The following is a 24,180-nucleotide window of genomic DNA, read 5'->3' as shown; positions in this document are numbered from 1 at the left end:
ATAGTTGAGTTTTGGGATGAAATTCTCTTTGCGGGGCACGGCGGGGCTGGACGGGGAAATCGTGCGGCTGCACGGCAGGGGGCAGGGCCTGGCTGGCGGGCAAAGGGAGTGGAGTGAGGGGCGTCGCGAGGCAATACCCCGTCCCGCGGTAGCGGGTTACTGGGAGATTTTGGAGGGGCTGGCCTGGCGCAAGCCGGCCTGAGCCGGCGTCTTGCTACACGACGCGTTTAATGACAGGTGTCTAGAAAAAGCTGCCCTCGATAGGCGAGGAGGCCGAGGCGTAGCGTTTGCGGGGAATGCGCCCGGCCCGATAGGCCTCGCGCCCGGCCTCGATGGCCTTCTTCATGGCCGAGGCCATCAGCACCGGATGCTGCGCCCCGGCGATGGCGGTGTTCATCAGCACGCCGTCGCAGCCCAGCTCCATGGCGATGGCGGCATCCGAGGCGGTGCCCACCCCGGCATCCACCAGAATCGGTACATTGGCGTTTTCGATGATGGTGCGCAGGTTGTATTTGTTCTGGATGCCCAGCCCGGAGCCGATGGGCGCGGCCAGGGGCATCACCGCGCAGCAGCCGAGCTCTTCCAGGCGTTTGGCGAGGATGGGGTCGTCGGAGGTGTAGACCATCACGTCGAAGCCGTCCTTGACCAGGATCTCCGCCGCCGCCAGGGTGGCGGTAACATCGGGATAGAGGGTCTTTTCGTCACCCAGCACCTCCAGCTTCACCAGCCGGTGCCCGTCCAGCAGCTCACGCGCCAGGCGACAGGTGCGCACCGCGTCCTCGGCGGTATAGCAGCCGGCGGTATTGGGCAGGATGGTGTAGCGGCTCGGCGGCACCACGTCCAGCAGGTTGGGTTCGCCCGGGTGCTGGCCGATATTGGTGCGGCGGATGGCGACGGTGATGATCTGTGCGCCACTGGCCTCGGTGGCCAGCCGGGTCTCTTCGAGATCCCGGTATTTGCCCGAGCCGACCAGCAGTCGGGAGTGGTAGGTTTTGCCGGCGATGACGAAGCCGTCGTCCGAGGGGCTGGTGATGTCTGGCATGGTAGATTCCGCTGGGCTGTGGATGGTTATGTGGGAGCTCAGGCGGCGGATTATAACCCGCCCGGCAGCGCTTTAACCATTCAGCGGCCCGCCGCTGCCACGTGGCCGGCCGGCGTCAACCGCCGCCGATGGCGTGCACAATCTCGACCTCGTCACCCTCATGCAGGACGTGCTGGGCATAGGTGGTGCGCGGCACGATCTCGCGATTGACCTCCATGGCCAGGCGTTTGCCGACCAGGCCCAGCTGTTCGACCAGATCCTGGGCGGTGCTGTTGTCGGCCAGGGGGTGGGTGACGCCGTTGAGTTGAATGTTCATGGCGGCGAAGCCTAGCGGGGCACCGGCGGACGGTCAACCGTCTGCGCCGTTCGACGAGACTGGCGTGGCCGGCGCAGGCCGGGCATTCAGAAGAGTTTGTAGCTTTGGGGGTGTTCGTTGACGCTGGGGGCAATGCCGCCCTGCTGCAGCCATTCAAAGGCATTAGCCTGATTGCGGCCGTGATTCTTGCCGTAGTACATGGCCCGGTCGGCGCGCTCGATGAGCTTGTCGGCCTGCAGGTGTGAGTGGATCTGGGTCACGCCGATGGTCACGGTGACCTGGTTGAGCTGGGCGAATTTGTGCCGGGCCACGGTCTCGCGAAAACGCTCCAGCACGGTCAGCGCATTGTCGAGATCGGTGTCGCTGAGCACGGCCGCGAACTCCTCGCCGCCGTAGCGGAACAGCAGGTCATTGAAGCGGAACGACTCGCGCATCAGGTCGGCAAACACCAGCAGCACCTCGTCGCCGTACAGGTGGCCCTTGGAGTCGTTGATGCGCTTGAACAGGTCGATATCAAACATCGCAAAACAGCCAAGCGGCGCATCGTCGCTGGCACGGCGCTCGGCGCGGGCGTCGCTGGACAGGGCCTTGCCCATCCAGTTCTGCAGGGCGACCCGGTTGTACAGCCCGGTGAGGCCGTCACGTTGCTGATGGTTGAGCAGGGACTGCTGATTGGAATAGATGGCCATCAGGCCTTCGAGCAGGTCGCTATGGTGATCGTAGGCCTGGGCGTGCTCGCGGATCATCAGCCCCACCACGTTGCCCTGCTCCAGCACGGGATGGATCATCTGGTGCCCGCAGTCGGTGGGTACGGTGACCGTGCTCTGCCCCTCGATGCAGGCGCGCAGTCCCGGCCGCGCATCAAGCGGGGTGATGTGGCTACCGATCGGCTCGCAATTGCTGGCCAGTACCTTGGCCGAGAGGTGCCCCAGTTCGCCGCCCAGCGCATAGATACTGGCCGAGCGGGCATTGGTGAGGGAGAGAATAGCGTCGACGAGGGAGTCCGCGAGCGTTTCCTGATCGCGCTGTGCGGAGAGCCTGACGATGGCGTCAAGCAGTGGGTGACCGTCCGGGAAAGACACTATGGATCACTCGTCGCTAAAAATTTGACCAAGATACTAACACAGGTTTAATCGGTCATGGCCAGGCTTTTTATTGACCCGTATTAAAATTCCCGGGTCGGCTTTGGTGACACAATCAATCACACGTATGGGTCGTGTGCGGCCGCGAAAATTACGATAGCATCAGCAAGAATCATAACGGTAAGATCCTAACTACCAACAAGTCGCCCTTAGTTTATGGGGCAATCATCAAATCGACGGGGCCGCATTCCTATCGCCATAATCCAGTCTCATCTGCTCGGCGGCGTTGCCGCACTGGCGTCGGCCTTATGCTGGGCGATCGCGGCCATCCTGTTTCGACGGCTGGGGGATCGCGTTCCGGCCACCGGCATTAATCTGGCCAAGGGCCTCGTGGCACTGCTATTTCTGGGCATCCTGTTGCTGCCCGGACTCCATTCCGGTTTTGCGCCAATCCAGGCAGACAGCCTTACCGCCCTGGCCCTGAGCGGCATTGTGGGCATATGTTTCGGCGACACCGTTTACTTTCTGGCACTGGCCCGTCTGGAGCCACGACGCACGCTTTTGCTGGGTGCACTGATCCCGGTAGTCACCGCGCTGATTGCAGTAGGCTTTCTGGGTGAAACGGTGGGCCCGCTCGCATGGCTGGGCATGACACTGACCATCACCGGCGTCACCTACGTATTATGGCAACGTACGCCAGCCTCCACAGAGCGGCAGGCCCAGCAGCGGCATCGTTCCGGACTGTTTTTTGGATTGTTGTTTGTTGCCGCCAACGCCCTGGGCATTATTGCCACCAAGGTGGGGGTAAGTGATGTGCCCGCGCTGGAGGCAACATTCATTCGTCAGGCTTTTGCGATTGCAGGGTTGACCTTTTGGGGGCTGATGGTGCGCGATTTAGGTGGGTGGGTACGGCCGCTACGCAATGGCGCCTTGTTTAAAATAATGTTGGCGGCATCCCTGGTGGGCGCAATGCTCGGCACATGGCTGTCTATCATCGCACTCAAATACACACATGCCGCCATTGCGGCGACACTGAATTCGACCAGCCCCTTGTTTATTCTTCCCCTGGCCGTGTTCTGGCTAAAAGAACGTATCAGCCTGAAAGAAGTGGCCGGTGCCGTTGCGGCGGTTGCCGGCATCGGTATCTATTTCGGCAGTTTAACCGCGTTCTAGGTGCGATATCATGGGTGCCGCAAACGCTAACCGATGGATGTTTTTGCGAAAGCTTATAGGGAGGTTTAATCAACAATGACACGCCACATTCTTGTTTTCATTTTCTTCATGGTCCCGGCACTATCATCGCAAGCAGATCTGCTGGATGTGCCGGTTGGCATTTCTCCGGTAATGAGTTCGGCGGCTGTGTTTATCGCCAAAGAGCGCGGCTATTTTCGCGAACAAGGCATCAACGTCATTATCAATCCGTTCAAGGCATCAGGCGCCAAAATGGTGCCATTTCTGGCCACGGGGCAGCTGTTCGTCGCCGGCGGCAATGTTAATGCCGGCATGTACAATGCCATCGCCCAGGATATTCCGATCAAAATTGTTGCGGATAAGGGCACGGTGACTGCCGGACACGGCTATCTCGCCTTGATTGTTCGCAAGGACCATATTGACAGTGGGCGTTACCGCAGCCTTGAAGACCTTAAAGGCATGACGCTTGCCGTCACAGCCAAGGGTGTCTCCCAGCAGATCGTCATCGAAAAATATCTGCAAAAGGCCGGCCTGGGTTTTGACGATATAAAACTGGTCCACCTTGGCTATGCAGACATGAATATCGCCATGGCCAATAAATCTATCGATGCCACCGTACAGATCGAGCCTTTTGTTGCTGCCGCCGTCAACAATGACTTTGCCGTACGCGTTGCCGGTAACGATGAAATCTATCCCGATCAGCAAAGCGCGGTTATCTATTACTCGCCGGTTTTTATTAATAAGCACCCGCAGCAGGCCCAGGGCTTTCTGAACGCCTATGTGCGCGGGTTGCGTGATTACAATGATGCGTTCGAGCACGGTAAAGGCAGGGACGAAATTATTCGTATCCTCACACAATACACACGCATCAAGGATGGGGGCATATACAAGGCCGTGGTGCCGGTTGGCCTGAGTCCCGACGGAAAGCTTAATGTACAAAGCCTGAAGGACGACGCGCTGTGGTATTTCGAGGCCGGATATCTTAAATCAAAACCTGACCTCGACAGCATCGTTGATCTTGGCTACCTACAGACGGCTGTCGAGAAGCTGGGTCCCTACCAATAATGGCGGCGGCAATCCAGGCAGTGCAAATCGCTGTTTCACATCTTGGCAAAACCTTTTCCGCAAAAGGGCGTACCACCGTTGCTTTTGAAGACCTGACGTTTCATATCAATGAAGGTGAGTTTGTGTGTGTGCTGGGCCCGAGCGGCTGTGGAAAGACCACCCTGCTGCGGACGATCGCGGGGCTGGAGCGCGCCACGCAGGGTGAGCTTGTCATTCATCCAGCACGGACTTCCGGCCATGCGGATATTGGCATGGTGTTTCAGGAGCACGGACTGTTTCCATGGATGAGTGTGCGCGACAATATCCGCTTTCTGCTGGAAAACAACCCGCGGCTGGCCGGGCGTGATATTGATGCGATTGCCGACAAATCTATCGGTCTGGTCGGGCTTTCCGGGTTTGCAGATTACTTGCCGCACCAGCTTTCGGGCGGCATGCGCCAACGGGTCAGTATTGCCCGCAGCTTTGCCAACGAGCCGGATATTTTGCTGATGGATGAGCCGTTTGTATTTCTGGATTATCAATCGCGGTTGAATCTGCAAGCGTTGTTGTTGAATATTTGGCAGCGCAGCCACAAGACGATTGTGTTTGTCACCCATGATATTGAAGAAGCGGTGCTGCTGGCAGATCGTATTCTTGTTATGCATGCCCACCCGGGAAAAATAAAGACCATCATTGATATTGGCCTGCCGCGCCCGCGTGACGTGTTGAACACACGAAAGCTTTCCGCCTATCAGCAGCACGTCGCCAACATACTTGAGCTGTCGCGCGCCGAGTTTGAAGGTCTGGAAACAGCAGGCGCGCCACAGGCAGAAAGCCATGCAGACCTATAGCAGGTTATGGTTCTGGGCGTCGCCCCTGTGCGCCCTGGGTATTTGGGAGATTGCCACGCGTAGCGCCATGCTGGACGCCAGATTTTTCCCCGCCCCCAGCAGCATCTTCTATTACCTTATTTTCATTAGCCCTGGCGAAGGGCTTTTCAATGATATTGCCGCCAGTATGAATCGCATCTTTTGGGGTTATTTGCTGGGTTGTGCAAGCGGAATCGCGTTAGGCGTTAGCATGGGTCTCAACAATACCCTGCGTGCAGCAGTATATCCCTTGATCGCACTGACGTATCCAATTCCCAAAATTGCCATCCTGCCGCTTATCATGCTTATTTTTGGCATTGGCGAAATGTCAAAAATCATGATTGTCGCGATCGGCAGCTTTTTTCTGGTGTTGATCAATACCTTGCACGGCGTGGACAGTGTGGACAAGATATTTCACGACGTGGCCCGCGTTTACCGCATCAGGAAAATAAATTTCATACGACGGGTCATTCTGCCGGGCTCACTGCCGGCGATCTTCACCGGCCTTAAGCTGGCCATTGGTTATAGTCTGGTAATGGTGGTGGCCGCAGAATTTTCAGGAGCCAGCGCCGGCATCGGCTATTTGATCTGGCAGTCCTGGGAAACCTTCTCCATTAAGGCCATGTACGCCGGCATTTTCGTGATTGGCGCATTCGGCCTGGCGTTTGCGCTGGTCCTGAATTACCTGGAGCGGCGCCTGATTCCCTGGCTGCATACATAAACCTTGCAGATAGAGAAGGGGCCTAGGCAGAGGCCATGTCAACCGCGCGGCTCACTTCCGGGAAGGGGAGATAGTCCGGATCAAAGAACTGCGTGGCAATTTCGTCGGCAAAAAAACGACCCCGGTGTGTCAGCCATACATGGCTGTCGCTCTCATCGATCAGGCCCATCGCCTTGAAGGCACTAATTCCCTTGCCAAAACATTGTTCAATGGTTTGGCCGGTGCGCGCGGTAAATATTTTTTTGTCAACGCGCGAATTTTTCAATGGCAGGATAAAGCAACGCCTGCGTTCATCATCCTCGGTGCGAATCTTGCCACGGTTTACCGATACCTTGCCCTGGCGCACTAGCTGGTAATAATTTTCCAGATTCGCATCCCCCACGTTCATGGAAAACACGCCGCGCAAATTCGACCAGGATGACACGCCCACGCCTACCACATCGGCAAGATCACAGGCCCAGTCACGCAGGTAATGGGAAATATCCCGGGCATTCTTGGCAAAGATTCGGGTTTGATGTTCTCCGTATCCATGCCGCTCCGACATCATGATGCCAAGGTATTTCATCAGCTGGATGTCTTCGGGTTCCGGGAATTTCTCCGGCGCCTTGCTATGGACCTTGAGGATGTTGCCGTCACGATCGCCATGGGGCCGAATACGTAGACGATAAAGTTGATAGCCTTCGATATCCAGATTAATTGCGGTGAGCATATTTTCCACCCATTGCTCAACGGTCTGGTCCGGATAGGCATAGATCAGGTCGATGAAAATATTTTCGATGCCGGCGCGGCGCATCTGTTTGATGGACTCCAGCGTATCTGCATTGGTGTGCGTGCGGCCCATGGCAGCCAGCACCGGATCGTCAAACGATTGCACGCCGAGGCTGATACGCTGCACATTGTAGTCTTTCATGATGGCCAGCTTTTCCAGGCCATCCTTGCCGAGCAGCGTGGTGGGTTCAGCCTCAACCGAAAACTGGGTGCAATTGCTCAGATCGAAATGGCGTGTGAATGCGGCAAGAAACCGCTCCATCTGTCTGGGTGATAAATAGGTCGGCGTGCCGCCGCCAATCAAAACAGAGCTTGCCGGTATTGCATCCAGCCCCATCTTGCTGCGGTAGAGTGACATCTCCTGTTCGAGGTGATCGAGGTAGACATCCACCTCTTCTGCCTTGGTTTTGGTTTTGGTAATCCAGTGGCAGAAGGTACAGCGTGACGGACAAAATGGGATATGCCCGTAGGCGATGGTGGGACTGGCCGGGCGCTGATTGAAATTCTCAAACAGGGCGGTGTCGTCCATTTCCGAGAACATGGTCAGCGGTGGATAGCCTATCACCGGGAAAAACTGCTTGCCGCCACCGGGCAAAACACCTGATTGTTTCACCTCGTCCACCCTCAGCAGGGCAAGCTCTTCGCGTGCGAGGCCGATCCAATCCTTTGCCTTCATCTACAATTGCTCCTGCTTAACTGGTTTTGCTGTGCGCCTGATCATAGCGTTAATCCTGGCTGTTTTTCTATATCAAATGGCGGCGCGTATACCCTACATTCAAGCCGGTTTTTATCAATAACCCGGTTTGGTTTGCCAGCATCAACATACCTGTTCTGTCATCGATGGACAAAAAATACCGCGTTGTATGTTTATGCAAACATCAATCAAACACAGGAAGTGTCAGCGCGATGAATATGGTTATATTCAATACCATTCGCGTCATGTCTGGCTGCGCACCATTGTCATGTTAATAACAGGTGTATTGTCCTTGCTTACGGGTTGTGCCCAGGATTTCACAATCTGTGGATGAAATATTCGCGCATAAAGGCGATCTGTTTGATGGCATGAAGCCGGAAGAAAAATTCGACATCATCATTGCCGGCTTGGCTTGGTGTCTGGAGACTATGAGGGGCTGTATCGAAAGCAACCCGTTGAGATACTCTGCCGGGGGCACGAAAAACAACGTTAGTTTTTGTTGGAAGATTTTACGTCCCGATACGCATCTGGCGTACGTGCCTGCCACACATGTGAATAACCGCTTGCCAGAAGCAGGCGGTCATCTCTAGAATGCAGGGCCTCGCGGGTGTAGTTCAATGGTAGAACGGCAGCTTCCCAAACTGCATACGTGGGTTCTTAATAGTGGGCTGCGTCTACTGCACGTATATTTAGCGGGTATCGTATATCGGTATTACCCTAGCTTCCCAAGCTAGTGAGGCGGGTTCGACTCCCGCTACCCGCTCCATTCCTGCCTTCGCCCTTCAGCCAGACATCAGACCAGACATCAGCTGCGGAATTTCTGCGCGGATCCCACAGCGATTTTACGGCGCACTGAGCTTGTCCAGCCGCAGCCGGTGGCGCTCATCGAACAGGCGCTTGGAGGCCAGCCACAGCGCCGCGGTGACGCCAAAGCCGGTGCCGGCGCTGATCAGGAACATGATCAGGATCTGGTATTTCACCGCCTCAAGTGGCGGGCTGCCGGCGAGGATCTGGCCGGTCATCATGCCCGGCAGACTCACCAGGCCGGCCGCGGCCATGGCGTTGATGATCGGCATCATGCCGCTGCGCATCGCCTCGCGCCGGATCTCGGCGATCGCCTCCAGCCGGGTGGCGCCCAGCATCAGCCGTTGTTCGATCACCGCGCGCTGCTGCCAGGCCGTCTGGGTGAGCCGATCCAGCGCCAGGGCGATGCCGCTCATGGTGTTGCCCAGCAACATGCCCAGCAGCGGCACGGCGTACTGCGGCGTGTACCAGGGATCGGTGCCGATGAGGGTGGTCAGGGTCAGCACGGCGATGGCGAAGGAGGAGACAAACATCGCCCCTGTACCCATGCCGAATCCCCACCAGCCGCTGAAGCGCCGCTGCTGGCGGGCCATCACCTCGCGCCCGGCGGCCAGTAGCATCACCATGGCGATGCCGCCCACCCACAGCAGGTCGACGTGCTCGAACAGGGTCTTCAGCACCAGGCCGACCAGCAGCAGTTGTATCACGGTACGCGTCGCCGCGATCAGCAGGCTGCCGGTCAGACCCAGCTGCATGCGCCAACTGAGTGCGGCCATCGCCAGCACCAGCAGGGCGGCCAGCCCGAGATCCATACTGCTGAGGGTGATCATGCGCCGGCCCCTGGTTGCGGCTCATCGCTGATGCCGGTGGGGTCCAGTCGTAACTGTCGATCCCCCACCCGCGCCGCCTGTTGCGCATCGTGACTGACCCACAGCACCGCGGCATCGGTGTCGCGGCGATAGTCGGCCACCAGCCGCTCCACCCGGGCGGTGGTCTCGGGGTCGAGGCTGGCGGTGGGTTCGTCCAGCAGCAGTACGCGGGGCCGGTTGAGCAACGCGCGGGCCAGGGCCAGGCGCTGTTTTTCACCGCTGGAGAGCCGGCTCACCTGCCATTGCAGGGCTTCGCTGCCGAAACCCAGTGGCTCGAGCCAGCTGCTGGCGTCGCCATGAAAGTGGGCGCCCACCTCGTCAAACCACCACTGGCTCTCGACCGGCACCAGGGTGACCTGCTGGCGCCAGCGGGGGGCGGGGATCTGGCTGCTGGGTACCCCGTCGAGCCACACCTGACCTTCATGGGGATCCAGATCGGCGATGGCGCGCAGCAACAGGGACTTGCCGCTGCCGGACGGGCCGCGGAGGCTCGCGCACTCACCCGGCGCGATATGCAGGGAATAGGGACCGCGTTGGCGGGGGCGGACAGCGATCACCTGCAGGCCGCGGGTAGCATCGGGGAATTGGGGATCGGCTGACATGGGCTCCGGTTCGTTGTGCGTCTGTGGCGATGTTGCTGGTCAGGGTCGAATTGGCTGTTAAAATACCACGCCCTCCGCCACCCAGTCTGATTATTGCATGTTCCAGTTTACGACCCTGCCGCCCCTGTCCCTGTACATCCACCTACCCTGGTGTGTGCGTAAGTGTCCGTACTGTGATTTTAATTCCCACGAACAAAAGGCGCAGGGCGAGTTGCCCGAGCTGGCCTATGTGGAGGCCCTGTTGCGCGACCTGGAACAGGACCTGCCGCGCATCTGGGGGCGGCGGATCATCAGCGTGTTTATCGGCGGCGGCACGCCGAGCCTGTTTTCACCCGAGGCGCTGGACCGGCTGTTGTCCGGCCTGCGCGCGCGGCTGGTGATCAATGCCGATGCCGAGATCACCCTGGAGGCCAACCCCGGCACCGCGGAACAGCAAAAGTTTCGCGACTACCGCGCGCTGGGCATCAATCGCCTGTCCATCGGCGTGCAGAGCTTTCACAACGATGCCCTGCAACGTCTCGGCAGAATCCACGGGCGTGATGAAGCGATACGTGCCGCCGAGATGGCCCACGCCGCCGGCTTCGATAATTTCAACCTCGACCTGATGTTCGCCCTGCCGAGCCAGACTGCGGCGCAGGCGGCCGAAGACGTGACCACCGCCATCGACCTCGAACCCACGCACATCTCCTATTACCAATTGACGTTAGAGCCCAACACCCTGTTCCACGCCCAGCCGCCCGTGCTGCCCGACAACGATCTCGCCTGGCAGATGCAGCAGGCCGGGCAGGAGCAGCTGGCCACGGCCGATTATGCGCAGTACGAGGTCTCCGCTTATGCGCGGCCGCAACGGCAGTGCGCCCACAACCTCAACTACTGGCAGTTTGGCGACTACCTCGGTATCGGCGCCGGCGCCCATGCCAAGATCACCGACGCCGCGCAACAGAACATCACCCGCCTCGCCAAGCTCCGCCACCCCCAGCGATTCATGGACACCGCCGGCACGCCAAAGGGCATCCACAGCGAACGGGTACTGAGCCGCAACGAGGTCGGTCTGGAATTCATGATGAACGCCCTGCGCCTGAATGCCGGCTTCGAGACGGCGCTGTTTGCCGCCCACACCGGCCAGCCACTGCTGCTGCTCGAACCCGCCCTGCGCACAGCGGAAGAGACCGGCCTGATCGAGCGCGACCTGAAACAGATCCGTCCCACCGAAAAGGGCCGGCGGTTTCTGGACGACGTGTTAACGCTGTTTGTTGAGAGTTAAGCAAGACAATTCGGTGATCAAACCGTCTCTTTAATAACACCCACTAGTACGTAGTTAGAGTACGTAGTAAGCCGACTTAGTACGCCCACAAAATCACGCTAGGGATCAATGGTGGTTTCCCTGGATTCTAGCCTTTATGCCCCGAGGGTATGCGCCGGAATGACGAAAAATACGGACCCATGCCTTAAGTAAGTGCCATTCATACCTGACCCCTTTGTTCTTTTTTTCCGTGGCGACTGGCATACGGCGCAATGCCCTTCGGTTATTGCGCCCTACAACGCATTTTTCGTAGGGTGGGCCATTGCCCACCATTGCTTCGTGTTAAAGGGGTCAGTTAAAGGAAAGTTAAAGGGGTCAAAGCCCTTTAAGCATAAAACCATTGGAACCAAAAATCCGGCGGCGTTGAATTACCTTCAGCAATCCATCTATGCCGCGCGGGCACAGAAGACGTGCCAATCCTGCCTGATTACTTGATGTTGTACAGCAGTGCCGAACAGGACATCCGCCTTAGGGTTTGCTCACCGGTGCGGTGGGTGCGATGGCTGCGGCGTCTTCCTCCCGCGAGGCGTCGAGGATTGCCAGCGCCTGTTGGGCCAGTGGGTGGCCGCGGGCGGCGGCGGTGGTGATCCAGCGGAGGGATTCTTTTTCGTTGCGCGGTAGGCCGTGTCCGTAGTGATACATGTAGCCGATGGTGTATTGGGCCTCGATGTGTCCCTGTTGCGCGAGTGGTAGTAGCAGGTTGGCGGCCTCGAGGTATTGTTTGTCGAGAAACAGTTGCTTGCCCTGGGCGAATTGTTGCTGCTGGCGTTCCAGCAGGTTGGCGGCGTTATCCGCCGCTGAATCGACCGGCGTGGTGGTGCAGGCGCCGAGGCTGAGCAGCAGGCAGAGGCCGAGGCCGAGCAGGAGGCCGCGCGGGGTGGAGGTCGGGGTGGCTTGGGTGTGTGTTTTCATGGGATGGAATGATACACGCTTTCCGGCGGAGGTCACGAGGGGCGCCGTGCAGAATGGTGGATGGCGTGGTTGCCGGGGCGGATACGCTTCAGGCCCGGAAGCGGCGCACTGCGGATTGGAGTTGCTGTAGCTGGCGTTGCTGGATCTGCTCGCTGCCGCTGGGCGGGGCGTAGCGCAGCCGCAGGTACAGCGAGGTGATGTGGGCGATGGCGGCCTCGAGGTCGGGTCGCTGTTGGCGTGCGCGTCGGGAGAAGTCCAGCGGGCCTTCCGCTGCGCTGCGGGGGATGCCGCGCCGCGCCAGCTGGCGACAAAAGCGCTGGTAGGCGCGGACCACCGGGTCCTGCGAGCCGCGCGGCCGGGATCGCAGGGTGTACACGGCAATGCCCAGCACCACCACGGCCATGCCGGCCAGCAGCAGGCTTACCATCTTGCGCCAGTCAAATTCACCGAGGCCCAACGAAGAGAACAGTCGGCCCAGCAGATTCCGCTGGTGCTGGTCACTGTAATTGATCACCCACTGATTCCAGGCGTGGTTGACGCGGTCCCAGCCGAAGCGCAGCTGACGCCAGGCGGCGGTGGCCCAGCCGGGTGCCTCGCCCAGGCCCGCCAGTGCGGGCAGGATGCGGGCCAGATCCTGCTGGTGCTCGATGCGCGCGGCGGGGATCACACTGGTGGGGTCGATTCGCCGCCAGCCCTGTTGCGGCAGCCACACCTCGGCCCAGGCGTGGGCGTCGGACTGGCGGACGATGAAATAATCGCTCTGCGGGTTCATCTCCCCGCCCTGGTAACCGGTGACCACGCGGGCGGGGATGCCGGCGGCGCGCATCAGGAACACAAAGGCCGAGGCGTAGTGTTCGCAGAAGCCCCGCCGCGTGTCGAACAGAAATTCGTCCACCGGATCGGCGCCTAGCAGCGGCGGCTGGCGGGAGTAATAAAAGGCCTGCTCGCGCAAATATTGCAGGGCGAGGCTGACGGTCCGGGCGTCATCGCCGGCGGCGTGGCGAAACTGCCGGGCCAGGTCTCGGGCGCGGGGGGCGCGGTCGGTGGGAAGTTGCAGGTAGCGCACGGGGTCGGGGGCGCGGTCGATGGCCAGGCCATACTCGAGATGAGAGCTCATGGCGTAACGCACCAGTTGCTGCACCGGCTGGGCGCTGAGCAGTTCAAAATCCGGGCTGAGGTGGCTGTTGCGGGGCAGCTCGGCCGGCAGGTCGAGGGCAAACAGCCAGTGTTGCTGATGGGGTTCGAGGGTGACGCTGTAGTGCAGCGCCTCACCGCTGGCGTGGTAGCGCAGCGGCGTGCCGGCGCGGTGGGTGGTGGCGTTTTGGGGGTTCGACCATGTGGCGCCGTCGAGGTGGGTCAGCACCGGCCCGCGCCAGTAGCGGCTTTCCACGGCGGGGGGCGGGCCGTCAAATTGCACGCGAAAGGCCACCGCGTCATTGTCGCTGAGCTGGCTGATGTTGCCGGGGCTCATGGAATCGGACAGCCCGGTGGAGGCGCCGCCGCCATCCGCGGGCAGGCTCCACAGGGGCCCGGGCAGGCGGGGAAATAATAGAAACAGCAATAGGGTGAGCGGCACGGCCTGGGCGATGATGAGGCCCGCCTGGCGAAAATTCTGCCACTGGGGGGCGGCGGACTGCTCGCGGCTGAAGGCGATGAGGGCGGCGGTGAACAGACTGACGACGCCCAGCATGTACACGCCGATAAACAGCGACTGGTCAAACAGGAACACGGTGATGATGGTGAAGAACCCCAGCCCGATCACCACCCCCACGTCGCGCAGGCTGTTCATCTCCATCAGTTTGAGGCAGAGCATCACCACCAGTAGTCCCACACCGGCCTGCCGGCCCACCAGGGTATGAAAAGAGGCGAAGGTGGCGGAGACCGCGATCAGGGTCAATAGCCAGCGCAGCCAGCGGGCGGGCAGGGAACAATACTCCAGCTCGAACAGCAGCCGCCAGCCCAGCAGGATGAGGCTGGGCAGCATTATCAACAACGGCAGGCGGATGAAGTGGGGCAGTAGTGCCAGGCTGAGCCCGGCCAGCAGCCACAGATTTTGCGCCCGGGCCTGACGTACCCGCTGGCGGAAGAGGCGGCGGTCGGCGGGGCGGTGAGAGGCGGTGGTTGCGCGGCTCATGACTGATCCGACATGGGCGGTGGCGGGAGATACAGGGCCAATGCCTTGAGGCACTGGTGGCGATGAGCGGGGCCGCTGTCGGGTGCGATGTGGGTGCCGGGCAGGCGCAGGCCGTAGCGGAGTGCGGCGGCATCGGCATCCAGCACCCAGCGACACAGGCGTGACAGGCGGGCCTCGGTATCCAGCCCGGGCAGGGCCTCCCAGTCTAACCATAATTCTTCGGCCCGGTCGCCACCGAACTGCTTGGTGTGCATGCCCTGTTCGCGGGCCACGGTTTTCCAGTGCACGTGGCGGAGTGAATCGCCGCTGTGATAGCTGCGCAGCCCGGCAAAGTCGTCTGCCCCCTGGCCGCGGTCACCGTCCTGGTTGAGATGAAAGCTGGGCGCGGTGAACAGGCCGTGTGCGCGGTCCGGGGCGGGATACACGAGATGCTGCGCATCGCCGTGCACATGGGCCCACACCTGAAACAGCCCAAGTGGAAAGGTGCTGCGCAGGCTCAAGCGCGGCAGGGGGTGCAGGCCACGCTGCCGGGTGGTGAGCGGGATGGTGGTGCGCTGCCAGTGATCGGCGCCGAGGTCGGTGATGGTGTTGGTGCGGGTCGAGGCCGGCAGGCTGTGCTGGCGGGCGACCTGCTGGGGAAAATAGAACTTGAGGGCATAGCGTGCGGCCTGGCCCCGATTGTCGAGGTGCACCGGCACGCCGAGGGTCTCGCCACAAAAGGCGCTGGGCACCGGTCCCACGTCGAGGCGCAGGTGCAGCAGGTTGCGATAGCTGTGCAGGATGCCAACGATGCCGATGCTGGCCAGCAGGAAGGTTAGCGCAAGGCCCAGATTGTTGTTGTAGTTGACGGCCCCGAGCAACATCACCAGCAGCATCACGCCAATGTAGACGCCCATCTTGCTGGGCAGGATATAGACTCGCCGCTGGCCCAGGTGGATGGGTCCGGCCTCGGGGCCCTCGCCGCGCAAAAAGCGTTGCAGACTGAGGCGGCCGGGTGGCTGGGAGGGGGCGGTGTGCACGGGGCGTTGAGGTGCTGGCATGGCGGCGTGCGGCGGGGGCGGACGCTCAGGGAATCGCCACGCCCTGCAGCAGAGCGCTGAGGCCGTCGGAATGCGGGTCGTTGCCGTCGACCGCGCTGCGCAGGCGATGGCCGACGACCTGCGGCAGGATCGCCTGCACGTCTTCCGGCAGGGCATGCTGGCGGCCGGCCAGCAGGGCCCAGGCCTTGGCGCTGTGCAGCAGGGCCAGCCCGGCGCGCGGCGACAGGCCGGCGGCAAACTGCGGGGACTGGCGGCTGAACGCCAGCAGGGCCTGGATGTAGTCGAGCAGGGCCTCCGAGGCATGCACCTGATCGGCGGCCTGCTGCAGCCCGGTCAGTTGTGCCGGGTCAATGCAGGCCGGCAGGGTCTTGAGCAGGCTGCGCCGGTCCTGTCCGCTGAGCAGGGTGCGCTCGGCGCTGGCGTCGGGATAGCCCAGCGAGATGCGCATCAGGAAGCGGTCGAGCTGCGACTCCGGCAGGGGAAAGGTGCCGATCTGGTAGGTGGGGTTCTGGGTGGCGATGACAAAAAAGGGCGTCGGCAGTGGCCGGGTCTCGCCCTCGGTGGTCACCTGGCCCTCTTCCATCGCCTCCAGCAGGGCGCTCTGCGCCTTGGGGGTGGCCCGGTTCACCTCGTCGGCGAGGATCAGCTGGGCGAAGATCGGCCCGGGATGAAAATGGAAACCGCTGTCAGACTTATCGAAGATGGAGACTCCGAGGATGTCGGCGGGCAGCAGGTCGCTGGTAAACTGGATGCGCTGATAGTGCAGGCCCAGGGTCTGCGCCAGCACGTGGGCCAGGGTGGTCTTGCCCACGCCGGGCAGGTCCTCGATCAGCAGATGGCCGCGCGCCAGCAGGCAGGCCAGGGCCAGGCGGATCTCTCGCTCCTTGCCCAGCACAATCCGGCTGGCGTGGGCAATGATGGCGTCGAGCATGGTCTTGGGGGTGGCGTTGGGCGTGCTTGCAGGCGTGCTATCGGGCATGGTTTTCATCGGTGTGGTGTTGTTGATTGAGATATCTGTTTGTAGAGACACCCGCTGAATAAAACGCTGGCATCGATTGTCATGCTGATTGTCTTGCTAAGATAGCGGCGGGTGCCGCCCAAAGCCTGAGCTGCGCATGAGTCAGGCATGAGATGCCTAGAACCTATACAAAGTGGAATCCGAAGTCCATGACATACCAGACATTATCGGTCATAGAGTCCCGCCTGGACTGGGTGCTGGCGGCGCCCGCGGATATCGGCCGGGTCGAGGCCCTGGTGGTGCGACCGGCGACCGACCGGCGCGAGTCGCTTGAGAGGGCGATGTTTTCACTCCAGCAGGGTGTGGTCGGTGACAACTGGCTGACAAGTTGCTGGAAAAGCTTGCCCGACGGCGGGCCCGACCCGGAGGTGCAGGTGGCGATCATGAACGCGCGGATGATCGAGGTGCTGACGCAGGACAAATCGCGTTGGCCACTGGCCGGTGACCAGTTGTTTGTGGACTTCGACTTGAGTGTGGGCAACCTTGCAGTGGGCGAGCAATTGCAGGTGGGGGACGCGCTGCTGGAGATCACCGCCGAGCCGCATCGCGGCTGTGGTAAATTCCGGCAGCGTTTCGGCCCCGAGGCCCTGGCGGTGGTGAATTCGCCGCTGGGTGACCGCCACCGGCTGCGCGGCGTCTACGCCAGAATCGTGTCGGCGGGCGAGGTGGGCGTGGGTGACAGCATCCGCAAATTAAGTGTCGATTCAGTAGATGAGGGTTGTTGAAATCGTGAATACAGAAAGTGAGGTTTCGCCAATCAAGGCGGTTGAGCAATGGCTGGAACAGGTGGTCATCGGTCTCAACCTGTGTCCGTTCGCGGCCAAACCCTATCGAGAAAAACAGGTACGTATTCAGGTCTGCGACGCGGACACGGAGCTGGCCTTGCTGGAGACACTGCAAGACGAGTTGCGGTTAATTGATGAGAGCCCAGTGACGGATGCCGGCACGGGCATCGAAACCACCGTGCTGGTGATTCCCAACCTGCTGGCCAGTTTTGATGACTACAACCAGTTTCTCGATCTGGTGGACGCCCTGCTGGATGATTTTGAATGGGCGGGGGAATACCAGGTCGCCAGTTTTCATCCCCAGTATTGTTTTGCCGGAGTCTCGCCCGAGTCGCCGGAGAACCTTACCAATCGAGCGCCTTATCCGTTACTGCACATCATTCGTGAAGCGAGCATCGAGGCGGCGCTGGAACACTTCACCGATCCGGAGGGTATTCCGGCGCGCAACATCGAGAAGCTGAAGGCGCTGAGTGAGGACGAAAAGCGTCGTTTGTTTGGTTATCTTTTTTAGCAGTACGATTACTCTAAAAATCCCGGCACGAATAGATTTAACCTTTTAAAAACACATGGGGTGAAAACGAGGCCAGCTTCAGCAAATGTCGCAGCCAGCTGCGCTTTGCAATAACAAGTGACTGTGACGTCAATCCCAAGAATAATTCTCAATTAGTCCATACACATTCATCTCTGACCATTGCTTGAGAAATGAGCTGCACGGGGTGTTGCAGAGGAATATCGATTCCCGCCTGCGCCAGCCCTTCCCTGAGATGCATCGCACAACCCAGATTGGAACTGATGAGTATTTCGGCCCCCGTCGCCCTGATCTCGTCGACGATATCGTCGCGTAGCGCATCGGCCATCTGCGGTTGGCTCAGTATCTGACTGCCGCCAGCGCCGCAACAACGCGGCGCTCCCGACAACGGTACGATCTCCAGCCCCGGGATTTTCTGCAACAGCTCGGCAACGGCCTCTTCCTGATCCTCGCCCGGGCGCAAGGTGCATGGGGTATGCACTGCGACTTTCAAAGGCAGATGGTCGAACTCCAACTTGTGCTGCCTTAAGGCATTGGCGAGATAGTGGCTCACATCCATCACCGGCGTTGCCAGCTCTTCGCCTTCCAGCCACTCGCCGTACTTTTTCAGGCTGGCACCGCAACCACTACTGGTGGTAATAATGGCGTCGGCCTGGTCGGCGGAGAAAGCCTTGATGTTGTTCCGCGCAAGTTTCCCTGCGGTCTCCGGCTCGCCGTTGTGGCGGTGCAGTGCACCACAACAGCACTGTCCTTTGGGCAGGGCCACTTCCAGGCCGAGAGCGTTGAACACATCAATGGCCGCCTGCTGGATCTCCTGCTCCATCACCGAGCTGAAGCAACCGGTAAAGAGGGCAACGCGCTGACCGGGTTGCTGGACGCGGTTTGTTAACCTTGTGGGATAAACCACTTCACCCAGCAGGGCATTGGCCCGTTGCATGCCCATGAGCTTGAGCAGTCCCAGCTTTGCCAACAGCGTGCGCAGGCCCATGACCTGTGCGAGCCAGGTAACTTGCACGATGGGCCTTATAAACGAGGTTTTGTACGCCAGCCACAGCATCATGCGGGTGATGCGCGGCAGAGGCCGTTGCTCGCGCAGCCGCGCCAGCGACTCATCCAGCAACGTGCCGTAGTTGACCCTGGAGGGGCAGACGGACTCGCAGCTGTAACAGCCGAGGCAACTCTCCAGCTTATCCAATTTTTCCGGGGCCATGCCCTCGCTGCTGTCGTTCTCCAGCGACCGCATCAGCCGGATGCGGCCCATGGGTGACTGTTCCATATCTTCGCTCTTGGCGAAGGTGGGGCAGCTGGAGAGACAGATCCCACACTGGGTACAGCCATCTGGCGGGGTTGGCGGTGTAAAGCCCGCAAAGGAATCATTCAGATCAAAGCTATAAGACATTAACTACATTGCCTGTATCAAGTGGTCGACGTATAGGTGTTGGTTGGTTCTTTATATTTATAGTGAGTGCAAGGGGTGTGCCAGGGGTGAGAGCATTGATATTTCAATGGGTTATAGGTGTAGGCGTGGTTGCTTATGGGTGGGTTTGTTGGGTTTACTACAATGGGTATTGGGATATGGAGCGAGAGGAGCGAGAGGGTCAGTTCTCGCATTGTGACATCCCCGCATAAACAATCTTCCCGTCTGTTGCAAGATGTATTCCGAAATGTACGCGCGCCAGCGGGGATTCGCCGCCCCATCCCCCAATCGCCGGCAGCGGCCCACCTCGTTTTCGTACCTGGCGTAATCGTATTCGTTGGGCTCGGCTTCGAATGCCCACCAACTGCCATCGGCGTCTTGCGCCAGCCATTGCGCCCAATGGGGTAGGTCATGGGGTAGTAGGGGATCGTCCATCACTGCGGTAGGACGTGCGGGCAGTCAGGTTCTGACTCGACCCTAACATTGGCCCGGACGGTCCGGCGAAACCCATTGGATACTTTTTCGCCAGGCAGTAGAATACGCGGTTCGTTTTTGGGTGGCCCCGGCGATGCGGGTCTGCCCTGGTGTAGAGAGAAACCATGTTCTTCCAGGATCGTTTTGATGTGATTGTCGTGGGTGGCGGCCATGCCGGCACCGAGGCAGCCCTGGCCGCGGCGCGCTCGGGTGCGCGTACGGTGTTGCTGACGCACAATCTCGAGACCCTGGGACAGATGTCCTGCAACCCCGCCATCGGCGGCATCGGCAAGGGCCATCTGGTGAAAGAGGTGGATGCGCTGGGTGGCCTGATGGCCAGGGCGGCGGATCAGGCGGGCATCCAGTTTCGCCGCCTCAATGCCCGCAAGGGCCCGGCGGTGCGCGCCACCCGCGCGCAGGCCGATCGTGTGCTGTATCGGGCTGCGGTGCGCACGGTGCTGGAGAATCAGCCCAACCTGACCCTGTTCCAGCAGGCGGTGGATGACCTGCTGGTGGAGGACGGCCACGTCACCGGCGTGCTGACCCAGATGGGCCTCAAGTTTCAGGCCCCCACGGTGGTGCTGACGGTGGGCACCTTTCTCGGCGGCCGCATTCACATCGGCCTGCAGAGTCACGCCGGGGGCCGCGCCGGTGACCCACCGGCCAATGCCCTGTCTGAGCGGTTGCGTGAATTGCCGTTCCGGGTTGATCGGCTGAAGACCGGCACCCCGCCGCGCATCGACGGTAACACCATCGACTATTCGCAGTTGGAGGCGCAGCCGGGCGACGACCCGCGGCCGGTGTTTTCCTTCATGGGTTCGGCGGCCGATCACCCGCGCCAGGTGCCCTGTCACATCACCCACACCAATGAGCAGACCCACGACATCATCCGCGCCGGGCTGGATCGTTCGCCTATGTACAGCGGCGTCATCGAGGGCGTGGGGCCGCGCTACTGCCCCTCCATCGAGGATAAGGTCGTGCGCTTTGCGGACAAGACCTCGCACCAGATTTTCGTCGAACCGGAAGGGCTGACCACCCACGAGGTCTACCCCAACGGCATCTCCACCAGCCTGCCCTTTGATGTGCAGTACGCGCTGGTGCGCTCCATGGTGGGATTTGAGAACGCGCACATCACGCGGCCGGGCTACGCCATCGAATACGACTTCTTCGACCCGCGCGATCTACGGCCGTCGCTGGAGACCAAACACCTGCCGGGGCTGTTTTTCGCCGGGCAGATCAATGGCACCACCGGCTATGAAGAGGCGGCGGCGCAGGGGCTGTTGGCCGGCATCAACGCGGCCCGCCAGGCACGCCAGCAGGAGGCCTGGAGCCCGCGCCGCGACGAGGCCTATCTGGGCGTGCTGGTGGACGACCTCATCACCAGCGGCACCCTGGAACCCTATCGCATGTTCACCTCGCGTGCCGAATACCGCCTGCTGCTGCGCGAGGACAACGCCGACCTGCGTCTCACCCCGGTGGGCCGTGAGCTGGGCCTGGTGGACGACGCGCGCTGGGCGGCGTTTGAGACCAAGCGCGAGGCCATCGAGCGCGAGAGTCAGCGATTGCGTGATACCCTGCTGCGCCCGGCGACGGTAGATGCGCTGGCGGCGGAGCGGGTGCTGGGTCAGGCCCTCAACCGCGAGGCGCGCCTGGACGAGCTGCTGCGTCGGCCCGATACCCGCTACGCCGAGCTGATGACCCTGGCCGGCGCCGGGCAGGCCGTGGCCGACCCGATTGTCGCCGAGCAGGTGGAGATCCAGGTCAAGTATTCCGGGTATATCGCCCGCCAGACGGACGAGATCGCCCGCCAGTTACAGAAGCAGGGGATGCCCCTGGCCGACGACATGGACTATAGTCAGGTCACTGGCCTCTCCATCGAGGTCTGTCAGAAACTCACGTCGCAACGACCGACCACCATCGGGCAGGCATCACGAATTTCCGGCGTGACACCGGCGGCGATTTCGCTGCTGCTGGTACATCTGAAAAAGCAGGGGCTGGCGCGGCCCCAGGCGGGCGGGTCTACCGATCCCGCCGCAGGGCGGCGCACCAATCAATCATAAAACGGGCATGTTTACAGGAGGGATTCTTATGAATTCAATGAAGCACATTCTTTCGGCGCTGGTGATCTTGTGGGTAGCGGGTGCGAGTATCGCTGTCGCAGATGACCACACCGCCAATGGCATGATCAGCAAGAAGAGCGCGCACAGCGTGAAAGACACCCTGGATCGCCTGGAGGCGGTGCTGAAAAAGAAGGGCATCGGCGTGGCGCTGCGCTGGAATCACAGTGAGAAGGCTGACGCTGTCGGTATTCCATTGCGTCCCACCGAATTGCTCATGTTCGGCAATCCCAAGCTGGGTTCCCACATGTTCACCAGCCAGCAGACCGCCGGCATCGATCTGCCCCTGAAGGCCTTGGCCTGGGAAGATGAAAAGGGCCAGGTGTGGCTGACCTACAATGATCCGGCCTATATCGCCGGGCGACACGGCATCGAGGATCGCGCCGAGACCGTGGCGAAAATGACCCAGGCGCTGGACGGCCTGAGCGACGCCGCCACCAAGCCCTGACCGGCACGGGCGGAGGCTGGCAGGCAGATTATGGCCCTGGAACGCGTACTGGCTGCCGGCATAAAGGCCCTCAATCTGGATTGTCCGCTTGATGTTCAGGCCCGGCTTCTGGATTATGTGCGCCTGCTGGACAAGTGGAACCGCGTCTACAACCTGACGGCGGTACGCGACCCCGTCGAGATGGTAACGCGCCACCTGCTGGACAGCCTCACGGTGCTGCCTTTCCTTAATAAGGAGTTGAATAACGAGCGGGAGGGCGAGCGGATTCTGGATGTGGGGGCCGGCGCCGGTCTGCCGGGTATCCCGCTGGCGCTGGTGAGCGCGCAGGCCTTTCCCCGGCGCCGTTTTGTCCTGCTGGACAGCAACAGTAAAAAGACCCGCTTCATGCAGCAGGCGGTGACGGAGCTGGGGCTGGGCACGGTGCAGGTGGTGCAGGCGCGCACCGAGGCGTTTGTGGTTGAGCCGGGGCAGGGCTTCGACACGGTGGTGTCGCGGGCCTTCGCCTCGGTGGCGGACATGCTCGCCGGGGCGGGGCGGCACTGCGTGCCGGGGGGCATCATCCTCGCCATGAAGGGCGCGGACCCCACCGCCGAGCTGGTGGGTCTGGATGCCGGTTTTGAGCTGCAACAGGTGCAGCGTGTGACGGTGCCGGGGCTGGATGAAGATCGACATGTGGTATGTTTGCGACGGGTCCCGGATGGCGTGGCTCACTGACAGGCCGTTGGCTGGATAAACACTAGGCGGAAGCGAAAATGGGAAAGATCATTGCGATAACCAACCAGAAGGGCGGCGTGGGCAAAACCACCACCAGCGTCAATCTGGCGGCATCACTGGTGGCAACACACCGCAAGGTGTTGCTGGTGGATCTCGATCCGCAGGGCAACGCCACCATGGGCAGCGGCGTCGACAAGCACGCGGTGAAGCTGTCCAGTTATGATGTGCTGATGAAACGGGCGACCGTGGCCGAGGCCGTGGTGTCCACTGGTGAGGCCGGCTTCGACATGCTGCCCTCCAATGCCGATCTCACCGCGGCCGAGGTGGAGCTGTTGCAGCAGCCGCAGCGCGAACGCCGTTTGCGCGACGCCCTTATCGAGGTGATCGGCCGCTACGACTATATCCTCATCGACTGCCCACCCTCGCTGAACATGCTCACCCTCAATGCCCTGGTGGCCTCGCAGTCGGTGATGATCCCCATGCAGTGCGAGTATTACGCGCTGGAGGGGCTGACGGCCCTGGTGAACACCATCGAGGAGGTGAAGGGCTCACTGAACCCCTTCCTGCAGATCGACGGCCTGCTGCGCACCATGTACGACCCGCGCAACCGCCTCTCCGGCGATGTGACCGCGCAGCTCAACAAGCATTTTGGCGACAAGCTGTTTCGCACCGTGATCCCGCGCAATGTGCGCCTGGCCGAGGCGCCAAGCCACGGCCTGCCGGCGCTGATGTATGACCGCAGCTCGCGCGGCGCCCAGGCCTATCTGGCCCTCGCGGGCGAGATGCTGCGGCGTGACAAGGCGGCGGGCGCACAGGTGCTGGCCGCCAATGCCTGAAGGGGGCGCGGCCCTTTTTGGCGTAAAACAGGTCGTGAAGCAGGTTGCAAATCAGGTCATGAAACAGGCCGTGAAACAGTTTGGTAGATAAACGGATAAACAAGGGTTGTAGATAACATGGCGGCAAAAAAACGAGGATTGGGGCGCGGACTGGATGCCTTGCTGGGGGGTTCGATGGCGTCGGCAACCGAGGCCGCGGATGTCGGGGGCACCGAGCTGCGCGAGGTGCCGGTGGACCTGTTGCAGCCGGGCAAGTATCAGCCTCGCACGGACATGCACCCCGAGAGCCTGGAGGAGCTGGCCAACTCCATCAGGGCGCAGGGCGTGGTGCAGCCGATTGTGATCCGCCCCATCGGTGGCGGGCGTTACGAGATCATCGCTGGCGAGCGTCGCTGGCGCGCGGCGCAGATCGCCGGCCTGCATGAGATCCCCGCCGTGGTGCGCGATGTGC

At 61.0% G+C, this 24,180-nt stretch carries 25 protein-coding genes and 1 tRNA gene; 15 read left to right on the top strand and 11 right to left on the bottom strand.

Going from position 1 to position 24,180, the window contains the following annotated elements:
- The first annotated feature begins 16 nt into the window (after window positions 1-16).
- Window positions 17-202 carry a hypothetical protein gene (locus RRB22_08630; GenBank protein ID MDT8384466.1) on the top strand — a complete coding sequence of 62 codons (186 nt, stop codon included), beginning with the start codon at window positions 17-19 and terminating at the stop codon, window positions 200-202.
- 39 nt (window positions 203-241) lie between these two features.
- On the opposite strand, the gene RRB22_08625 is transcribed toward RRB22_08630, so the two are convergent.
- From RRB22_08625 to RRB22_08615, 3 genes are all read right to left on the bottom strand, one after another.
- The gene (locus RRB22_08625) at window positions 242-1,042 is read right to left on the bottom strand and encodes a thiazole synthase (protein ID MDT8384465.1); all 801 of its coding nucleotides are present in this window, start codon (window positions 1,040-1,042) and stop codon (window positions 242-244) included.
- Between the two features lie 115 nt (window positions 1,043-1,157).
- On the bottom strand, window positions 1,158-1,358 hold the full coding sequence (gene thiS / locus RRB22_08620; GenBank protein ID MDT8384464.1) for a sulfur carrier protein ThiS: 201 nt from the start codon (window positions 1,356-1,358) through the stop codon (window positions 1,158-1,160).
- Window positions 1,359-1,444: 86 nt separating this feature from the next.
- Complete coding sequence (locus RRB22_08615) at window positions 1,445-2,440, bottom strand: GGDEF domain-containing protein (protein ID MDT8384463.1); 996 nt, start codon at window positions 2,438-2,440, stop codon at window positions 1,445-1,447.
- 216 nt (window positions 2,441-2,656) lie between these two features.
- On the opposite strand from RRB22_08615, the gene RRB22_08610 reads away from it, so the two are divergent.
- The 4 genes from RRB22_08610 to RRB22_08595 all read left to right on the top strand — a co-directional run bounded on the left by RRB22_08610 (window position 2,657) and on the right by RRB22_08595 (window position 6,265).
- Complete coding sequence (locus tag RRB22_08610) at window positions 2,657-3,613, top strand: DMT family transporter (GenBank protein ID MDT8384462.1); 957 nt, start codon at window positions 2,657-2,659, stop codon at window positions 3,611-3,613.
- Between the two features lie 75 nt (window positions 3,614-3,688).
- Window positions 3,689-4,696 carry an ABC transporter substrate-binding protein gene (locus tag RRB22_08605; protein ID MDT8384461.1) on the top strand — a complete coding sequence of 336 codons (1,008 nt, stop codon included), beginning with the start codon at window positions 3,689-3,691 and terminating at the stop codon, window positions 4,694-4,696.
- Entirely contained in the window at window positions 4,696-5,526 is an 831-nt protein-coding gene (locus tag RRB22_08600) for an ABC transporter ATP-binding protein (GenBank protein ID MDT8384460.1), read from the top strand. The genes RRB22_08605 and RRB22_08600 overlap by 1 nt, the downstream gene beginning before the upstream one ends.
- A gap of 67 nt (window positions 5,527-5,593) precedes the next feature.
- Window positions 5,594-6,265: an ABC transporter permease gene (locus RRB22_08595; GenBank protein ID MDT8384459.1), complete on the top strand. Its 672-nt coding sequence runs from the start codon at window positions 5,594-5,596 to the stop codon at window positions 6,263-6,265.
- 22 nt (window positions 6,266-6,287) lie between these two features.
- On the opposite strand, the gene RRB22_08590 is transcribed toward RRB22_08595, so the two are convergent.
- Complete coding sequence (locus tag RRB22_08590) at window positions 6,288-7,709, bottom strand: coproporphyrinogen-III oxidase family protein (protein MDT8384458.1); 1,422 nt, start codon at window positions 7,707-7,709, stop codon at window positions 6,288-6,290.
- A gap of 344 nt (window positions 7,710-8,053) precedes the next feature.
- On the opposite strand from RRB22_08590, the gene RRB22_08585 reads away from it, so the two are divergent.
- Together RRB22_08585 and RRB22_08580 are read left to right on the top strand one after the other, a co-directional pair.
- Complete coding sequence (locus RRB22_08585; protein MDT8384457.1) at window positions 8,054-8,317, top strand: hypothetical protein; 264 nt, start codon at window positions 8,054-8,056, stop codon at window positions 8,315-8,317.
- Window positions 8,318-8,419: 102 nt separating this feature from the next.
- A tRNA-Gly gene (locus tag RRB22_08580) sits at window positions 8,420-8,493 on the top strand.
- A gap of 76 nt (window positions 8,494-8,569) precedes the next feature.
- Here RRB22_08580 and fetB read toward each other — a convergent pair.
- Together fetB and RRB22_08570 are read right to left on the bottom strand one after the other, a co-directional pair.
- Window positions 8,570-9,361, bottom strand: coding sequence for an iron export ABC transporter permease subunit FetB (gene fetB, locus RRB22_08575; GenBank protein MDT8384456.1), 792 nt, complete (start codon window positions 9,359-9,361; stop codon window positions 8,570-8,572).
- Window positions 9,358-10,002 carry an ABC transporter ATP-binding protein gene (locus RRB22_08570; protein MDT8384455.1) on the bottom strand — a complete coding sequence of 215 codons (645 nt, stop codon included), beginning with the start codon at window positions 10,000-10,002 and terminating at the stop codon, window positions 9,358-9,360. The genes fetB and RRB22_08570 overlap by 4 nt, the downstream gene beginning before the upstream one ends.
- Before the next feature lie 97 nt (window positions 10,003-10,099).
- On the opposite strand from RRB22_08570, the gene hemW reads away from it, so the two are divergent.
- Complete coding sequence (hemW, locus tag RRB22_08565; protein MDT8384454.1) at window positions 10,100-11,266, top strand: radical SAM family heme chaperone HemW; 1,167 nt, start codon at window positions 10,100-10,102, stop codon at window positions 11,264-11,266.
- A 507-nt stretch (window positions 11,267-11,773) separates the two neighbouring features.
- On the opposite strand, the gene RRB22_08560 is transcribed toward hemW, so the two are convergent.
- From RRB22_08560 to RRB22_08545, 4 genes are all read right to left on the bottom strand, one after another.
- Complete coding sequence (locus RRB22_08560; GenBank protein ID MDT8384453.1) at window positions 11,774-12,217, bottom strand: hypothetical protein; 444 nt, start codon at window positions 12,215-12,217, stop codon at window positions 11,774-11,776.
- An 88-nt stretch (window positions 12,218-12,305) separates the two neighbouring features.
- On the bottom strand, window positions 12,306-14,351 hold the full coding sequence (locus RRB22_08555; GenBank protein ID MDT8384452.1) for a DUF3488 and transglutaminase-like domain-containing protein: 2,046 nt from the start codon (window positions 14,349-14,351) through the stop codon (window positions 12,306-12,308).
- Window positions 14,348-15,391 carry a DUF58 domain-containing protein gene (locus RRB22_08550; protein ID MDT8384451.1) on the bottom strand — a complete coding sequence of 348 codons (1,044 nt, stop codon included), beginning with the start codon at window positions 15,389-15,391 and terminating at the stop codon, window positions 14,348-14,350. The genes RRB22_08555 and RRB22_08550 overlap by 4 nt, the downstream gene beginning before the upstream one ends.
- 25 nt (window positions 15,392-15,416) lie before the next feature.
- On the bottom strand, window positions 15,417-16,322 hold the full coding sequence (locus RRB22_08545; protein MDT8384450.1) for a MoxR family ATPase: 906 nt from the start codon (window positions 16,320-16,322) through the stop codon (window positions 15,417-15,419).
- Window positions 16,323-16,558: 236 nt separating this feature from the next.
- On the opposite strand from RRB22_08545, the gene RRB22_08540 reads away from it, so the two are divergent.
- A complete protein-coding gene (locus tag RRB22_08540) occupies window positions 16,559-17,134 on the top strand; it encodes an MOSC domain-containing protein (GenBank protein MDT8384449.1) in 576 nt (191 codons plus the stop codon).
- A 1-nt stretch (window position 17,135) separates the two neighbouring features.
- The gene (locus RRB22_08535) at window positions 17,136-17,705 is read left to right on the top strand and encodes a DUF1415 domain-containing protein (protein MDT8384448.1); all 570 of its coding nucleotides are present in this window, start codon (window positions 17,136-17,138) and stop codon (window positions 17,703-17,705) included.
- A 148-nt stretch (window positions 17,706-17,853) separates the two neighbouring features.
- Here RRB22_08535 and RRB22_08530 read toward each other — a convergent pair whose 3' ends face one another.
- Entirely contained in the window at window positions 17,854-19,122 is a 1,269-nt protein-coding gene (locus RRB22_08530; GenBank protein MDT8384447.1) for a (Fe-S)-binding protein, read from the bottom strand.
- A gap of 617 nt (window positions 19,123-19,739) precedes the next feature.
- Between RRB22_08530 and mnmG the strand changes: the two genes are divergently transcribed.
- From mnmG to RRB22_08505, 5 genes are all read left to right on the top strand, one after another.
- Complete coding sequence (gene mnmG / locus RRB22_08525) at window positions 19,740-21,674, top strand: tRNA uridine-5-carboxymethylaminomethyl(34) synthesis enzyme MnmG (protein ID MDT8384446.1); 1,935 nt, start codon at window positions 19,740-19,742, stop codon at window positions 21,672-21,674.
- 28 nt (window positions 21,675-21,702) lie between these two features.
- Window positions 21,703-22,179 carry a DUF302 domain-containing protein gene (locus RRB22_08520; protein ID MDT8384445.1) on the top strand — a complete coding sequence of 159 codons (477 nt, stop codon included), beginning with the start codon at window positions 21,703-21,705 and terminating at the stop codon, window positions 22,177-22,179.
- Window positions 22,180-22,209: 30 nt separating this feature from the next.
- The gene (gene rsmG / locus RRB22_08515) at window positions 22,210-22,893 is read left to right on the top strand and encodes a 16S rRNA (guanine(527)-N(7))-methyltransferase RsmG (protein ID MDT8384444.1); all 684 of its coding nucleotides are present in this window, start codon (window positions 22,210-22,212) and stop codon (window positions 22,891-22,893) included.
- A 38-nt stretch (window positions 22,894-22,931) separates the two neighbouring features.
- Window positions 22,932-23,729, top strand: a complete 798-nt coding sequence (locus tag RRB22_08510; protein MDT8384443.1) for an AAA family ATPase — start codon at window positions 22,932-22,934, stop codon at window positions 23,727-23,729.
- Between the two features lie 117 nt (window positions 23,730-23,846).
- Window positions 23,847-24,180: ParB/RepB/Spo0J family partition protein (locus RRB22_08505; GenBank protein ID MDT8384442.1), on the top strand; the 334-nt coding region annotated here is incomplete at its 3' end.

It is taken from the genome of Gammaproteobacteria bacterium (genome assembly GCA_032250735.1).
Classification (GTDB): Bacteria; Pseudomonadota; Gammaproteobacteria; order SZUA-152; family SZUA-152; genus SZUA-152.
The sequence above is the reverse complement of the archived record's forward strand: the minus strand, read 5'-3'. Positions and strand labels throughout refer to the sequence as shown.

Excerpts from the sequence above, each read along its gene's own strand:
- RRB22_08630 (MDT8384466.1), top strand. The coding sequence starts at position 17 with ATGAAATTCTCTTTGCGGGGCACGGCGGGGCTGGACGGGGAAATCGTG.
- RRB22_08625 (MDT8384465.1), bottom strand. The coding sequence starts at position 1,042 with ATGCCAGACATCACCAGCCCCTCGGACGACGGCTTCGTCATCGCCGGC.
- thiS (MDT8384464.1), bottom strand. The coding sequence starts at position 1,358 with ATGAACATTCAACTCAACGGCGTCACCCACCCCCTGGCCGACAACAGC.
- RRB22_08610 (MDT8384462.1), top strand. The coding sequence starts at position 2,657 with ATGGGGCAATCATCAAATCGACGGGGCCGCATTCCTATCGCCATAATC.
- RRB22_08605 (MDT8384461.1), top strand. The coding sequence starts at position 3,689 with ATGACACGCCACATTCTTGTTTTCATTTTCTTCATGGTCCCGGCACTA.
- RRB22_08600 (MDT8384460.1), top strand. The coding sequence starts at position 4,696 with ATGGCGGCGGCAATCCAGGCAGTGCAAATCGCTGTTTCACATCTTGGC.
- RRB22_08595 (MDT8384459.1), top strand. The coding sequence starts at position 5,594 with ATGCTGGACGCCAGATTTTTCCCCGCCCCCAGCAGCATCTTCTATTAC.
- RRB22_08590 (MDT8384458.1), bottom strand. The coding sequence starts at position 7,709 with ATGAAGGCAAAGGATTGGATCGGCCTCGCACGCGAAGAGCTTGCCCTG.
- fetB (MDT8384456.1), bottom strand. The coding sequence starts at position 9,361 with ATGATCACCCTCAGCAGTATGGATCTCGGGCTGGCCGCCCTGCTGGTG.
- RRB22_08570 (MDT8384455.1), bottom strand. The coding sequence starts at position 10,002 with ATGTCAGCCGATCCCCAATTCCCCGATGCTACCCGCGGCCTGCAGGTG.
- hemW (MDT8384454.1), top strand. The coding sequence starts at position 10,100 with ATGTTCCAGTTTACGACCCTGCCGCCCCTGTCCCTGTACATCCACCTA.
- RRB22_08560 (MDT8384453.1), bottom strand. The coding sequence starts at position 12,217 with ATGAAAACACACACCCAAGCCACCCCGACCTCCACCCCGCGCGGCCTC.
- RRB22_08555 (MDT8384452.1), bottom strand. The coding sequence starts at position 14,351 with ATGAGCCGCGCAACCACCGCCTCTCACCGCCCCGCCGACCGCCGCCTC.
- RRB22_08550 (MDT8384451.1), bottom strand. The coding sequence starts at position 15,391 with ATGCCAGCACCTCAACGCCCCGTGCACACCGCCCCCTCCCAGCCACCC.
- RRB22_08545 (MDT8384450.1), bottom strand. The coding sequence starts at position 16,322 with ATGCTCGACGCCATCATTGCCCACGCCAGCCGGATTGTGCTGGGCAAG.
- RRB22_08540 (MDT8384449.1), top strand. The coding sequence starts at position 16,559 with ATGACATACCAGACATTATCGGTCATAGAGTCCCGCCTGGACTGGGTG.
- RRB22_08530 (MDT8384447.1), bottom strand. The coding sequence starts at position 19,122 with ATGTCTTATAGCTTTGATCTGAATGATTCCTTTGCGGGCTTTACACCG.
- mnmG (MDT8384446.1), top strand. The coding sequence starts at position 19,740 with ATGTTCTTCCAGGATCGTTTTGATGTGATTGTCGTGGGTGGCGGCCAT.
- RRB22_08520 (MDT8384445.1), top strand. The coding sequence starts at position 21,703 with ATGAATTCAATGAAGCACATTCTTTCGGCGCTGGTGATCTTGTGGGTA.
- rsmG (MDT8384444.1), top strand. The coding sequence starts at position 22,210 with ATGGCCCTGGAACGCGTACTGGCTGCCGGCATAAAGGCCCTCAATCTG.
- RRB22_08510 (MDT8384443.1), top strand. The coding sequence starts at position 22,932 with ATGGGAAAGATCATTGCGATAACCAACCAGAAGGGCGGCGTGGGCAAA.